The sequence below is a fragment of the Amycolatopsis sp. FU40 genome (assembly GCF_021903635.1).
Lineage (GTDB): Bacteria > Actinomycetota > Actinomycetes > Mycobacteriales > Pseudonocardiaceae > Amycolatopsis > Amycolatopsis dendrobii.
In genome coordinates this window covers 3,276,853-3,290,355 of record NZ_CP091381.1, presented here as the reverse complement: position 1 = coordinate 3,290,355, position 13,503 = coordinate 3,276,853, and the positions used below count along the sequence as shown (strand labels likewise).

Here is a 13,503-nt window from a genome sequence, read left to right as displayed (position 1 = left end):
CGCGCGCCCGCCTCGCCCGCCGCGGGTGGGGCGGGCGCTATCCGGCGAAGCCGGGGACCTCCGCGTCGAGCAGCCCGCGTTCCCGCGCGACCGCGACCGCCTCGCGTCTGCTGCGGACGGCGAGCTTCGCGTAGATCCCGCGGACGTGGGTCTTGACGGTGTTGGGGGAGACGGTGAGGTCTTCGGCGATCTCGTCGATCGAACGCTGGGTCGGCAGCAGGCGCAGGACGCCGCGTTCGCGTTCGGTCAGCGGCTCCGGCATCGGCGGGGTGCGCAGCCGCCGCCGCACCGCGAGGATTTCCCCGGCGAACCGTTCGCCGGTGCCGAGCGCGCCGAGCCTGCTGGTCAGGAACCGGACGAGATCGGGCGGGGCGAAGACGAAGGGGAACCGGACCCCGGCGGGTCCGGCCGCGCGCAGGGCGTCGTCGAGCAGCCGGGCCGCTCGTTCCGGCGCCTCGGCGGCCAGCGCCGCCTGCACCCCGGTCAGCGTCGCCTCGATCGCGGCCCACGGGAGCGTCATCGGGGCTTCGTCTTCCGCCAGCGCCCGCAGCACGGAACTGGCCGCGTGGCGGCGGCCGAGCCGCAGCTGGGTCCGGGCGCGCACGAGCAGTTCCTCGCCCGAACCGGCGAGGGCGGGCGCGGCCCACCGGACGGCTTCCTTGGCCTGGCCGGCCGCGCCCAGCCGCAGGGCCGCCCGGTGCTCCAGCACGGCGCACAGGACCGCGTGGTGAGCCGGGCAGGACCGGCTGGTCCCGAGCCGGCGGCGGGCCCGGCGCATCCGCCGCAGCCCGGAGTGCCAGCCGCCGAGCTCGAATTCGGCCGCGCCGCGCAGGGTTTCCGCGAACAGCCGCAGCGTGCGGGCCGCCCGCGCGGGTGCGTCGCCCAGCCACTGCGCGACCCGCTTCGCGTGCCGGACACAGTCCTCGGGCTCGCCCCGCACCAACGCCCCGTAGGCCAGCAGAGCCGCTGCTTGCGCGCGCTGGAACGACCGCGGGGAATCCTGGGGCGGCTGCACATTCCCGGCTCGGCGGGCGAACTGCGCCATCTCCGGGTAATCGCCGTCGTGGCAGGCGATCTCGGCGAGCGCGGCCAGGCAATAGGCGACGGTGACTGTCTGTTCGTGTTCTTCCGCGGCCGCGAGGATGCGTTCCAGGGTTTGCCGGGCTTCCTCGCGATCGGCCAGGGCACTGGCCCGGTGCGCGGCCGCGAGCTCGTCGAGTCCGGTGCCGAGTCCCTCGTCGATCTGTCCCGCCGCGCGCCGGGCTTGCGCCGGGGTGCGGTCGAGCTGGGCGAGCCGGGACCGGGCCAGCTGCCGCAGCACGAACAGTTCCGCGGACGGCCGGTCCGGCCACACGGCGTCCGCCCAGGCGAGTCGGAGACCGGCCGCGGAGGTCTCGGCGGCCTCGAGACTCAGCGCAGCCGAGACCAACGCCATCAGCGGGTCGGCCGCGACCCGCCGGTCCTCGACCTCGGCGAGGGCCAGGCGCAGGATCTGGTGCTCACCGGCGAGGAACAGCGGAACGGCGTGCGCGCGCAGCAGTTCGCCGACCCGGCTGGGATTGCCCGCGCAGACGCTGTGCAGCAGGGCGGGCGCGGGCCGGTCGTGCCCGGCGAACCAGCGCGCGGCCGTCGCGTGCAGCGTCCGCGCCCGGTCCGGCGCCCGCCGATGCAGTTCCGCCCGCAGGTACGTGCGAAGCAGGGGCGTGACGCGGTGGTGCGGTGGGCTGCCGTCGGAGTCGACCGCTCGAACGGAGGGCCCGCTCAGTTCGTGAAGCATCGCTTCCGTGTCGGCCCGTTCGCAAAGCACCGGCGCGAGCCCGGCCGGGACGTCGTCGCAGACGCTGATCGTCCGCAGCAGCTCCCGCTGTTCCGGCGCGAGCGGGGCGAGGACTTCGTCGGTGAGGTAAGCGAGCGCGGCACCGTCGCGTCCGGTGTCGAAGTCCCACAGGCTGCCGTGCCGGGCAGCGGACGCCGCGGCGAGACGCAGCCCAGCGGGCCAGCCGCCGGTCCGGTCGACCAGCGGCGCGACCTGGTCCCGCGGAATCGCCGGGTCGGCGGCGCCGAACAACGCCTCCGCTTCCCCCGCGGTGAACCGCAGCTGTTCGGCTCCGATTTCGACGAGCCGGTCCGCGAGCCGGGCCCGGCCCAGCGGCAACGGCGGCTCCCGTCTGCTCGAAACCGCGAGGCACAGTCCCGCGGGCTGGTGGCGCACCAGCGTCCGCAGCCCGCGCCACGGTTCGGGCGAGGTGATCTCGTGCGCGCTGTCGAGCACGAGCACGAGGGGTTCCGGCAAGGTGTCGAGCACGTCGGCGAGTTCGGCCAGGAACGCGAGATCGGTGCTCGGCGACTCGGGCACCGCCAGGAACCGCAACGGATCGCCGTCCGCGAACCGGCCGCTGCGGGCGAGCGCTTCGAGGACCGCGGACCAGAAGAGCCGGTCGTCGTTGTCGTCGGCGTCGGCCGCCAGCCAGGCGACCGCGCCGCGGCCCCGGCGGCGCGCCCATTCGGCGAGCAGCACGGTCTTGCCGAAACCGGCGGGAGCCCCGACGAACACGAGGCCGGCTTCGTGCACGCGGTCGAGGACGGCGAGCAGCCGCGGCCGGGAAACGAGGTCCGCGGGCGGTCCCGGAACGGCGACTTTCGTCCTCGGCACTTGTCTTCGGGGCGACACGGCGCGGGGTCGGCGCATGCGCGATTCTCCTTCTCAGGGGGTTCCGGGCGATTCCGGCGGATCTTGCCAGGCAATGCGCGCGGCTCATCCGCTGCGGGCGAGGAAAACGGCGCCCGGCGGCAGAATCGTGGGGCGAGTGAAAATGCGCGGGAATTCCTCGGAGGGGCGGAAGCGATTCGGCTGCACGCAGTTGTTCTGGCTCGGCCCGGGCGAGGTCGTGGCGGCCGACCTGGCCCGGACGGGTTCGGTCAGCGCCGGGACGGCGGTGCTCGGGCTGACCGTGGTGCTCGCCGGGCTGGTCTCGCCCGCCCGGGTCCGGGCAGGAGTCCGCGCCGCCGCGGACCTGGTAGCGCGGCTGGTGTTCCTGCCGCCGCACGGCTGGTCGGCGTTCGTGGTGGTCCTCGACCTCGCGGTGGCCTGCTTCGCGTGGTTCACGGCCGGACGGGACGGGGGCCGCCGATGAGCGCGCCCGCCGCCCCGGCTCCCGGCGCCCGCGCGAATTACGTTTTCCGCGGCGTCGGCGCCATTCCCGGACCGGCGGTCGAAAGCGCCGCCGATTTCCCCGAGGTGTTCGCGGTCCCCGTTCCGCCGGAAACGATTGTGTTCGCCGCGGTGGCCGGTCCCGGCGATCTTCCGCGAATCCTGCGGAGGCTCGAATCGCTCGGGATGCACGTCGAATCCGTCCACCGGGTCCGCGAACTCCCCCGGACGGAGCACCGCGCGCCCGCGTGAAGCCCGGTCCGTCACGACCCGGCCGCCGCGACGCGGCCGGCCCGGATCGCCCGCCGCAGCGCGGCGTGGTCGCGTTCGTTCTGGTCCGCGCACGCCGTCGCGAATTCCCGGACGGCTTCGGCGAAACCCGGCCCGGAACCGAGGTACGCGGCGATGGCGAGGGCGTCGCCGGTGCGCGCGTGCGCCTTGGCCACCGTCCATCCGCACAGCCGGGCGTTGGCCCGCAGGACGTCGGGGGTCATCGCCGCGACGTCGCCGGAACCCCGGTCGTCGCGCAGCCCGCGGACGTGGAAGTCGCGGGCCGGGCCGTCGAATCCGGGGGAGCGGGCCCAGCCGAGGAAGACGTCGCCCGCGGCCTGGATCAGCCGTTGCCCGGCGACCACCCGCCTTCCGGGACTGTCGAGCGCGGAGGTCCCGGTGTACTCCTGCAGCACCGACGGCCGGGCTTCCTTCAGCTGAAGGAGAAGCGGGTCGCCGGTGTCCGTCCGGACGAGCAGGGCGACCCAGCATCGGGCGCCCGAGCTGGTCGGCCCCGGCGCGGCGCGCGCCGCATCGGCGAGCCGGTAGCGGTCCAGCATGGCCCGTCGCGCGGCGCCGAGCGTGCGCCGGTAAGGCCGGAGGACGGTGCAGAGGCGGTCCGCGAGCGTCGCCGGATCGCCGTCCCCGCCGAGCCGCCCGGCCGCGACCGCCCACGGTGCGCGAGCGGCCAGCTTCAGGCGCCCGTCGCGGATTTCGGTGTGCCGGAAGGAGGCGCGGCGCCGCGCGGGGCCGAGCCGGTGGGCCGCGACTGTGCGCAGCGTCCTCGGATCCGGCGGGGCGAAGAAAATCTCGAGCGGGGTGCGGCGCGCGAACTCGTGCATCGCCAGCCGGTACGACTCGACCGCGGCCAGCACCGTGCGCCTGCGCTGCCCGGCCGGATGCCCGATCTCCCGGGCGGTGACCTCGAAGCTCGCGGCCAGTCGTTTGACGTCCCATTCCCAGGGTGCGCGCAGGGTCTCGTCGAAATCGGCGAAGTCGAACACCAGCTTGCGGCCCTGAGCGGCGAACAGGCCGAAGTTCGCCAGCTGGGCGTCTCCGCAGGCCTGGACCGCGAATCCGGTCCGGGGAGTGGCAGCGAGGTCCGCCGCGGCGGAGAGCGCGGTGCCGTGGAAGTAAGAGAGCGGGGAGGCGGCCAGCCGGGTGTAGCGCAGCGGCAGCAGCTGCGGGACCCGGCCGGAATCCTGCTGCGCCAGCAGGGACAGGGGGTCGGCACGCTGGAGGGCGCTCGGGAATTCCGCGTGGCAGACGGCTGGCACGGCGATGCGTGCGGCACGGGCGCGGGCGATCCGTGCGCTGGTGTCCTTGTCGGTGAAGGGCATGGGACGGATCGTCGGCCGGGGCAGCGGGCGGCGGCGTCGCCCGCCGGAGGTGAAGCGAGCTCATCCGAGGCGGGTGACGACCGAACGCGGCCGGTTCCGCAGGATGGGTCGCGGAGGTCGCGGTGCCAGCCGGGCCTCGCGCGGGGCGCCGCGGCGGCGTTCGGGGGCGTCGCCGCGGTCTCGCTTGCGCCGCAACGGCATTCGCCCGGACTGGACTGAACGGACGACGACCGGCACGCGAACGGGCCCTCGCCGGATCGTCCGGCGAGAGCCCGTCCAGCTGCGGACTAGAGCTGTTCGTGCTCCGGAGCTTCGCCGAACGCGGCGCGCAGCCGGGCTTCCTCCTCGCCGGACAGATTGGTCGTCAGCAACGAGGCCCCGGTTTCCCTGAACGGCTCGGCGACCCGGTCCAGCACGGCGTTGTCCGACAGGACGAACAGCGCGGACGTGCCGGGGGTGACCTGCGTCCGCACGGTGTCGATGAACTCCTCGTCGATCCCGACGCGGCGCAGCGAACCGGTCAGCGCGCCGATCGCCGCGCCGACGGCCGCGCCCAGCAGCGGGACGAGGAAGATCAGGCCGAACAACAGGCCCCAGAACGTCCCGCCGAGCGCACCCGCTCCGGTCAGCGAGCCGAGTTCCTTGGTCTTCGGCTTCTTCCGGCCCTCGGGCCAGCTCACGCGCGCCGCGTCGGCGATCGAGATCAGCTGCTGCTTCTGCAGCCGCTGGAGCAGATCCAGTGCGTTTTCCGCGCCGTCGACGGTCGGGAACCTCCACACGGTCAACGTGGCCATGACTTCTCCTCGTTCCGGGATCAGCGGTCCGCCGCACTGTTTCCCGTGCCGCGGCGCGCGTCCTCGCCCGCGCCGGGTGAAAGCCTGGCGCCGCCGCGGCCCCTGATCTCACCTGAGTCGGGCGAGGCCCGCCGCCGCGGCGGCCGACCATGATCGCCCGGGTCCGCAGCCCGTCGACGAACGAGGAAGAGACCATGACCGAACGCATGCACTCCCCGGCCGGAAACGCCGGGACCCGGCCGCCGCTCCCGCCGGAGCGGGCCGTCGCCAGGACGCGCCGGACCGGCTGGATCTGGTTCGCCGGCGCGATCACCGTCCTGGCCGGACTGTTCACCGCGGTGGAGGGCCTGGTCGCGCTGGTCGACCGGCACTACTACGTCGTCGGCCCGTCCGGCCTGCTCGTCTTCTCCCTGACCGGCTGGGGCTGGCTGCACCTGATCGTCGGCGTCCTCGCCGTGCTGACCGGGATCGCGCTGTTCGCCGGCGCGCAGTGGGCCCGGGTCTGCACCGTCGCGCTCGCCGGGTTCAACGCACTGGCGCAGCTGGCGTTCCTGTCCGCGTACCCGTTCTGGGGCGCGATCGTGATCGCCTTGGACGTCCTGGTGATCTGGGCCGTCATCGTGCACGGGGACGAGGCCGCCGCCGAAATCTGGTGACTGGCGGCGCTCAGTACAGTCGTGGCCTCCGCCCGGAGCCGGGGGCGAAATCTCCCGACAGCCGAGAGGTTTGACGTGCCCGATCGAACGACGACCCGGTCCCGGCCGGTCCCCGGCGCGAAGGTCGCGGTGCCGCGGCTGCCGGGGATCTTCGTCCCGCGTTCCCGGCTGGACGTGCTGTTTCGCCGAGCCGCCGTGCGCCCGGTCACCGTGGTCCGGGCCCCGGCCGGGGCGGGCAAGACCACTGCGCTGGCCGCCTGGGCCGGGGTCGGCCGCACGGTCGCCTGGGTGTCTCTCGACGAGGACGACAACGACGAAACCCGGTTGTGGGAGGCGATTCTCGGGGCCTTGCGGCGCGGGGCAGCGGAAGGCGGTGCGCTGCACCGGTTGCGCCCGCCGCCGCCCGGACGGCGGCGGGCGTTCCTGGCCGATCTCGACGACGCGCTGGCCGGCCGGACCGGCCCGGTTCGGCTGATCCTGGACGACGTGCAGGAAATCCGCGCCCCCGAACCGCTGGAGGCGCTCGCTGCCTTGTCCCGCCACCTGCCGCCCGGACTGCGGCTGGTGCTGGCGACCCGGGTCGAGCCTCCGCTCCGGCTGGTCCGCCTGCAGTTCGAAGACGTGCTGTCCCGGGTAGACGCCGCCGAACTCCGCTTCACCGCCGCGGAAACGGCGAGCCTGCTGCGAGCCGCCGGTGCCTCGGTGGACGAGGAGCGCGTCCGGGAGCTCACCGAACGCACCGCTGGATGGGCCGCGGCACTAGGCTGGACAGCGGTTTCGGTGCGCGACGCGGAAGACTCCGCCGTCGACTCCGTCACCGGCGACGACCGACCGGTGGCGAGGTTCTTCGCCGACGAAGTGCTCGCGCAGCTGCCCGCCGCCACCACCGATTTGTTGTTGTGCCTCAGCATCTGCGACGCGGTCGCGGCGACCCTCGCGGTCCGGTTGTCCGGCCTCCGGGACGCTGGCGCGCGACTGGACGAACTGGAGCGGGCGTGGGGACTGGTCACGCGCACCCCGGCCGACACCTACCGGTTCTTCCCGCTCCTGCGGAGTTTCCTGCGCGCCGAACTCGCGCGGCGAGACCCGCGGCGGGTGCCGCGGCTGCACGGGATCGCCGCGCGGTGGCATGCCGCCGAAGGCCGGTTCGGCGAGGCGCTCCGGCACGCGGTCGCGGCACAGGACCGGGAATACCTCCTGGCACTGGCCCGGGACCGAGCCGTGCGCCAGGTGCTGGCCGGCGACGGGCAACCGGTACGCGCTGCGCTGGACTGCCTCGGCGGTGCGACAGTCGCCGCGAACCCGTCGCTGCGGTTGGCCTCCGCGCTCGAGAACATCCAAGGCGGACGGCTCGCCGAAGCGGAGACTGATCTGTGCGGCGAGGGTGCGGGCGATTGGTGGCCGCTCGCTGTCCGGCACCTGGCCGCCGTGCGGGGAAACCGCCCGGCCGGACCATCGGCAGCACGCCATCCGGAGTTCGACGCCTGGGCCCATCTCGATCGCGCCTGGCGTTCGCTGTACCGCGGCGCGCGCCGGCAGGCGAGGACGCAGGCGCAGGAAGCGCTGCGCCTGGCCAGAGGCGAGCGGCTGGATCACCTCGTACTGCACAGCAGACTGGCAATGGCGGTCGCCAGCGCCGTCGGCGGCAAGCATCCGGCAATGCGCCGGGCGTGCACCGGAGCCCTCGCGGTAGCGCGCCGGCACGATTGGCAGCGAACGCCGGGGGTCGCCGAGTCTCGTCTGCTGCTCGCCTACGACGACCTGATGCGCGCTGAACCGGCTGCCGCGGCACGGGAACTGACCCAGGCGACCGCGGCGGAGGTTCGCGGTTCGGCACCGCTGCTCGTGCCGTTGCGCGAGTTCTTCGAGGGAATGGCGCGCTTCGACGACGGCGACCGGACGGCGGGCGCCCGACTCATGCGCGCGGCACGCCGCCAGCTTGCCGCTTTGGAACTGCCCCGCGAACTAGCCGGAGTGTGCGCGGTCGCCGAACAACACGCAGCCCTGGCGTTGGGGGAGGCGCTGCACGCGACGGAAGTCCTCGCCTGGACTCAAGAGCAGCTTCCTGGCAGCGGTGAGCTCGCTCTCCTACGGATCCGCGCGCACCTCTCCGCCGGCGAAACCGCCGCGGCTGAAGCCCTCCTGCGGGAATCCGCGTCGGCGGCCGCCGTGCTGCCGGCCACTCCCGTTGACCGCTGCCTGGCCGAAACCGCGCTCGGCCTGCGTTCGCACCGGCGGACCAAAGCCCTGCAAGCCCTCGACCAGGCCCTCGCGCTCGCCCGGCCCAACGGGCTGGTGCGGCCGTTCGCGCTCGCCGAACCGCCGGTCCGGGACCTGCTGATCGGCCACTCCGGCGGGTTCGGCTCGCTCGACCGCTTCGCGCAGACGGTCCGCGGCAGGCTCGTCCCGCACGCCCCGCCCAGCGACCTCACCGACCGCGAGCAGGTGGTGCTGCAGCGCCTGCCTTCGCAACGTTCGCTGGACGAGATCGCCTCCGATCTCACCGTCTCGGTCAACACGGTGAAAACCCACGTGCGGGCCATCTACGGCAAGCTGGGCGTGAACAACCGGCGCTCCGCCGTCGTCGTCGCCCGGCAGCACGGCCTCACCTGATGCCCGGTCAGCGCTCGTCGCGGCGCGGGGCCGACAGCAGCGCGTCCGCCCACCGGGCCCGCGGGTCGACGTCCACCAGCAGGGCCTTGGCCAGCAGCGTCGCCGGCACCGCGAGCACCGCCCCGAGCGGGCCGAGCAGCCAGGTCCAGAACACCAGCGCCAGCACGGTGACCACAGTGGACAGCCCGACCGAACCGGCCACGAACCGCGGCTGGATCAGGGATTGCACCGCGAAGTTGAGGACGAGGTAGATCAGGAGCACCACGAGGAAGCCGCGCCAGCCGTGGTCGAGCAGTGCGATCACCGCGGGCGGGGCCACTCCGATCACGAAGCCGACGTTGGGAATGTAGTTGGTGACGAAGGAAAGCAGCCCCCACAGCAACGCCCCCGGAACGCCGAGCAGCGCCAGCGCGGCGGTGTCGAGCGACGCTACTATTCCGCCGAACACCGTCGTCACCAACAGGTATCGCCGCGTGTCCGTGGCGAACTGGCGCAACGCCGCGGAAATCCACGGCCGGTCGCTAGCGATCACGCTGAGCCGTTGCCCCGCCCAGGCTGTCTCTGCGCTCAGAAACAGCAAGAGCCCGAACAGGAACGCGAGGTTCGTGACCAGCTTGCCCGCGCTCGCGAGCAGCGAACCGGTCAGCCGGACGAGTTTTCCCGCGTCGACAGAGGACAGTATGCCGCGGACCTGTGCTTCGCCGATGCCGAGCGTGGCCAGCCCGTTGCGCAGCAATTCGTCGAACCGTCCGGCGTAGCGCGGCACCAGCGCGGACAACTGTGCGACGGAAACCACGACGACGAGGAAGAAGACCAGGAGGACGGCGTAGACGGCGATGGCGAGCACGGTGACCGTCAGCCAGCGGGGGAATCCTTTGTCGCGTAACCAGGTTCGCACTGGGTCGAGGGTGATCACGACGACCAGGGCGAGAAACACCGGTGCCGCGAACCAGGCGATGGCTTGCACCCCGGCGAGCACGACCGTCGCGGCGGCGGCCCCGAGCAGGACGACGAGAGCGCGGGGGAGCGAGCCGCCGTTCGCTTCGCACTCGGGCTGGGCCGGTGGCGGTTGTGCGCCCTCGGTTTGCCGATCGGCGATGTCTCGGAAAGTGCGGGCGGCCAGGTGGTCCGCGTGTTGGGCGGACGGTGGTCGCACACCTTCGCTCCGTTGATCGGCGGAGTCTCGGGAGGTGCGGCTTTCCCGGTGATTCGCGCGTTGGGCGAAAGGCGTTCGCCCGCCCTCGCCTCGCCGGTCGGCGAAGTGCCGGAAGGTGCGGCGTGCCAGGCGATGTGCGTGCCGGTGCTTGCGGAACCGGCGGGCCGGGAAGTCGGTGAACTGCGCTCGCACCATGCGAATCCTCCGGAGGCAGGCGGCGGAATCCGATAGTGGCGGCGAACGCGAGGCCGGTCTTCACCCGAAGGGGGCGGGGTTGCCGGATGCTCGGCGATTTTTTGTCGGTGGCGCCTGCCACCATGGCCTGGACCGACTGAGGAGGACACGATGACGAATACCCTGAACCACCTTGCCTGGCTGGAGAACAACGGCCCGCTGCAGGACATCTTCTGCGTTTCGTTCGTGCGCAGGCTCGACCCGCCCGAGGTCTTGCGGCGCTTCGGTGCGGACGCTGGCGAACAGCTGGCGTTCGCGGAGCTGAACAGCCGGGTAGCGGAGTACGTCGGGCAAACCCAAGGCGGAAACGGCGGCGGCCATGTCGGCGTGGTCTCGTGCGGGGAGTGGAGCGTGGCGATCGAGCCGTTCGGGTGGCGCGGGAACCTGCCGGAAGTCATTGCCGGACTGTCGAAGGAAAGCGAAGTCGTGGCGGTCAACCGGCACGACTTCGCCGAAGCGCATTTCGTCCACGCGGTGGACGGCACAGTGATGACGGGCTTCGCCCCGCGGATGCCGAGCCGGCGGTACGGGAGCGAGCCGGATCGGTTGACGCCGTTGATGCGCGAGTCCGGGTTGGATCCGGGGCAGGAGGAACGACCGTCGCATCCGATCGCGGCGGCGTTCGCAGTGGCGGCCGGGATGACCGGAGTGGTGTTCACGCCGGAGTTCCTGGAGCGGACGTTGCTGGTGGGGGATATCCGGACTTAGCGGCGCGGAGTTCCGGCGGGCGCCGGGAGGGAAGGTTGTCGAAGGCAGTGCTGTCGGTGGCGGTAAGGAGGCGGTGTGGTGGCGGGAGGCGGCCGATGGGAAGTCCCGGTTCTCCGGGCCGGGTACGGCTGTGCCGTGCGGTGCGCCAGGACAGGCCGGAGGCGGCTTGGCCGTGCTCGCCGAGGTCAGTCGCGGAACGGCGGCCGGGACGGCAGCGGCTGCGCGGAGTCGGGCGGTGCAAACGTCCTGGGCAGCTGGAAAACGCTCCAGCCGTCGGGACGGACGTGATGGCTCTTCACCTCCCCGGAGTCGCCGGAGGCGAAGCTTTTGACACATAGCGGTTCTTGCCGCGACCACTGATCCGGCGTGCGTGCTTGAGTGCTTCGGTCAGAGCGTGAACTCGGTTCCGTCCGGCGGCAGTTCCGCTCCGGCACGCAGCACGGCGGCGTGTTCCGGACTGGCCGGGTCCACGACCGGGTTCGTGTTGTTCAGATGCGTGTAAGCCCAGCGGGCGGTGCCTGGGCGGGTGGTGAGCGTCGTGGTGATCGGCACGTGGCCCATCGCCTGCTGGGCGGCCGGGTTGGCGCTCTCGGTGGCCGTCGTGAATTCGGTGGCGCTGTAGAAGGTGCCGTCCAGGAGGACGAGGTCTGCGCCGTCGGTGAAACCGTCGAAGCCGGATGGCCAGGTGCGCAGGCAGGGCGCGTAGACGAGCGTGCCGCCGGTTGCCGGGTCGTGGATGCGGTACGCGACGACCCACGGGCCGGGCTGGGTGGAGGCGCGGGCGTACTTCGGCTGTTTGTCGCTGACGGGAAAGGAGGTGATGTGCAGGCCGTCGAGGGTGGTCTCGGTGGCGGGGCGCCAGGTCCAGTCGTGGTACTCGCCGACGATGGAGCGGGCCGGGAAGCGGTCGGTCAGCGCGTGCAGGGCGGCGGCGGGGGCGTGGACGGTCAGGGCCGTCGCCTCGCGGAGCATGAGCAGACCGAGGGCGTGGTCTAGTTCGGCGTCGGTGAGCAGGACTGTGCGCAGCGGCGTTTCGCGCGGGCCTGGTCCGGCACGCAGTGCTGGGGTCGCCAGGATTTGCGCGCGGATGTCGGGCGAGGCATTGAGGAGATGCCAGGTGCGGCCGTCCGCGCTGAAGGCGACGCTGTCCTGCGTACGTGGCGGAGAGTCCGAAGTGCATTGCGAGCAGGCGCAATTCCACTGGGGAAATCCGCCGCCTGCTGCGGTGCCCAGGAGGATGACCTTCATCGGGCCGGGCCACGCATAACCAGGTCCGAAGCGGACGGTGCGGCGAGGACGAGGTCGACTGTGCCGCGGTGTGGCGAGCGGGAGCACACGGGGTCGGCGTTCGCCGCGTCGCCGGTGAGCTGGAACGCCTGGCAGCGGCAGCCGCCGAAGTCCGCGGTACGCCGGTCGCAGGTGCGGCACGGGTCGCGCATCCAGTCTTCGCCGCGGTAGGCGTTGAAGGACTCCGAGCGGTACCAGATGTCGGCCAAGGCGGTGTCACGGACGTTGTCGAGCTCGAGCGTGGTGATCGCGCTGGCGGCGGGGCAGGGCAGGACGGTGCCGTCGGGCGCGATGGTGAGTTGCCGCGCGCCCCAGCCGTGCATGCACGGTTTGGGGAACGGCTCATAGTAGTCGGCGATGACGTAGATGATCTCCATCGTGCCGCGGAGGCGTTCGACGGCCGCGCGGACTATGGGTTCCGCGGCGGCGAGCTGCGCGCGGGTGGGCATCAGTGCGTCGCGGTTGCGCAGGGCCCAGCCGTAGTACTGGGTGTTGGCCAGTTCGAGCCGGTCCGCGCCCATCGACTCGGCGAGGGAGATGATTTCGGCCAGCTGGTCGTGGTTTTGCCGGTGCAGCACCACGTTGACGGTCAGCGGCAGGCCGGAGGCTTTCACCAGCTCGGCGGCGGCCAGTTTTCGGTCGAAGGCTTTCGCTCCGGCGAGCAGGTTCGCCCGCTCTGGGGTGGCGGCTTGGGCGGAGAGCTGGACGTGCGCGAGACCCCGTTCGACGAGATCGGTCAGCCGGGGCTCGGTCAGGCCCAGGCCGGAGGTGACCAGGTTGACGTAGCAGCCGAGGTCGCTCGCGTGCGTGACCAGGTGCGGAAGATCCGGGCGGGCCAATGGTTCTCCACCGGAGAGGTGGACCTGGAGCACGCCCAGTTCCCGGGCTTGGGACAGCGCGCCGGTCCATTCAGCGGTGGACATTTCCGCGGATCGGGCCACGAGTTCCACGGGATTCGAGCAGTACGGGCAGTGCAGGGGACAGCGGTGGGTCAGTTCGGCGAGCAATCCGAGCGGCGCGGCTACGTCCATTCGATCACCCGCCGTTGTCCGAACCGGGCCAGCACGGCCAGGACGTCGCTTTCTTGGACGCCTTGGTACCGGCTGCTCAATGCGGTGACGATGCCGGAGACCGGGGTGGTGCCGTCGCAGAGTTCCAGGACCGCGGTGGCTGTCGAGTTCGGCAGCAGCACGCCTTCCGGGAACAACAGCACGTGCGCCCCGCGCACGCGATCGAACGTCAGGCGCACGCCGACGCGCAGTTTCGGCACCGACGCGGCGGTGATGGTGTCCAT

The 13,503-nt window shown here is 72.5% G+C and carries 12 protein-coding genes; 5 read left to right on the top strand and 7 right to left on the bottom strand.

Annotation, left to right across the window (positions count from 1 at the left end; translation table 11 throughout):
- Window positions 1–37 precede the first annotated feature (37 nt).
- The gene (locus L3Q65_RS16035) at window positions 38–2,689 is read right to left on the bottom strand and encodes a LuxR C-terminal-related transcriptional regulator (protein WP_237600140.1); all 2,652 of its coding nucleotides are present in this window, start codon (window positions 2,687–2,689) and stop codon (window positions 38–40) included.
- A 124-nt stretch (window positions 2,690–2,813) separates the two neighbouring features.
- On the opposite strand from L3Q65_RS16035, the gene L3Q65_RS16030 reads away from it, so the two are divergent.
- A complete protein-coding gene (locus tag L3Q65_RS16030) occupies window positions 2,814–3,134 on the top strand; it encodes a hypothetical protein (protein ID WP_237600139.1) in 321 nt (106 codons plus the stop codon).
- Window positions 3,131–3,403 carry a hypothetical protein gene (locus L3Q65_RS16025; protein ID WP_237600138.1) on the top strand — a complete coding sequence of 91 codons (273 nt, stop codon included), beginning with the start codon at window positions 3,131–3,133 and terminating at the stop codon, window positions 3,401–3,403. Before L3Q65_RS16030 ends, L3Q65_RS16025 begins: the two co-directional genes overlap by 4 nt.
- 11 nt (window positions 3,404–3,414) lie before the next feature.
- On the opposite strand, the gene L3Q65_RS16020 is transcribed toward L3Q65_RS16025, so the two are convergent.
- A complete protein-coding gene (locus L3Q65_RS16020; RefSeq protein ID WP_182888862.1) occupies window positions 3,415–4,761 on the bottom strand; it encodes a DUF2252 domain-containing protein in 1,347 nt (448 codons plus the stop codon).
- A gap of 287 nt (window positions 4,762–5,048) precedes the next feature.
- Entirely contained in the window at window positions 5,049–5,555 is a 507-nt protein-coding gene (locus tag L3Q65_RS16015; RefSeq protein WP_182888863.1) for a DUF1269 domain-containing protein, read from the bottom strand.
- Between the two features lie 194 nt (window positions 5,556–5,749).
- On the opposite strand from L3Q65_RS16015, the gene L3Q65_RS16010 reads away from it, so the two are divergent.
- Together L3Q65_RS16010 and L3Q65_RS16005 are read left to right on the top strand one after the other, a co-directional pair.
- Window positions 5,750–6,211 (top strand): hypothetical protein, encoded by a 462-nt coding sequence (locus L3Q65_RS16010; RefSeq protein WP_182888864.1) that lies wholly within the window; start codon window positions 5,750–5,752, stop codon window positions 6,209–6,211.
- Window positions 6,212–6,286: 75 nt separating this feature from the next.
- Complete coding sequence (locus L3Q65_RS16005) at window positions 6,287–8,824, top strand: LuxR C-terminal-related transcriptional regulator (RefSeq protein WP_237600137.1); 2,538 nt, start codon at window positions 6,287–6,289, stop codon at window positions 8,822–8,824.
- 7 nt (window positions 8,825–8,831) lie between these two features.
- Here the strand turns inward: L3Q65_RS16005 and L3Q65_RS16000 are convergent, their stop codons facing one another.
- Window positions 8,832–9,980: an AI-2E family transporter gene (locus L3Q65_RS16000; protein ID WP_237600136.1), complete on the bottom strand. Its 1,149-nt coding sequence runs from the start codon at window positions 9,978–9,980 to the stop codon at window positions 8,832–8,834.
- Window positions 9,981–10,325: 345 nt separating this feature from the next.
- On the opposite strand from L3Q65_RS16000, the gene L3Q65_RS15995 reads away from it, so the two are divergent.
- Complete coding sequence (locus L3Q65_RS15995) at window positions 10,326–10,922, top strand: DUF6461 domain-containing protein (RefSeq protein ID WP_182888867.1); 597 nt, start codon at window positions 10,326–10,328, stop codon at window positions 10,920–10,922.
- A 387-nt stretch (window positions 10,923–11,309) separates the two neighbouring features.
- Here L3Q65_RS15995 and pqqB read toward each other — a convergent pair whose 3' ends face one another.
- Genes pqqB through pqqD form a run of 3 tightly spaced genes read right to left on the bottom strand, consistent with a single transcriptional unit; the run spans window position 11,310 to window position 13,503 of the window.
- Entirely contained in the window at window positions 11,310–12,170 is an 861-nt protein-coding gene (gene pqqB, locus L3Q65_RS15990; protein ID WP_182888868.1) for a pyrroloquinoline quinone biosynthesis protein PqqB, read from the bottom strand.
- Window positions 12,167–13,240, bottom strand: a complete 1,074-nt coding sequence (pqqE, locus tag L3Q65_RS15985; protein ID WP_237600135.1) for a pyrroloquinoline quinone biosynthesis protein PqqE — start codon at window positions 13,238–13,240, stop codon at window positions 12,167–12,169. Before pqqE ends, pqqB begins: the two co-directional genes overlap by 4 nt.
- Window positions 13,231–13,503, bottom strand: a complete 273-nt coding sequence (gene pqqD / locus L3Q65_RS15980) for a pyrroloquinoline quinone biosynthesis peptide chaperone PqqD (RefSeq protein WP_237600134.1) — start codon at window positions 13,501–13,503, stop codon at window positions 13,231–13,233. The genes pqqE and pqqD overlap by 10 nt, the downstream gene beginning before the upstream one ends.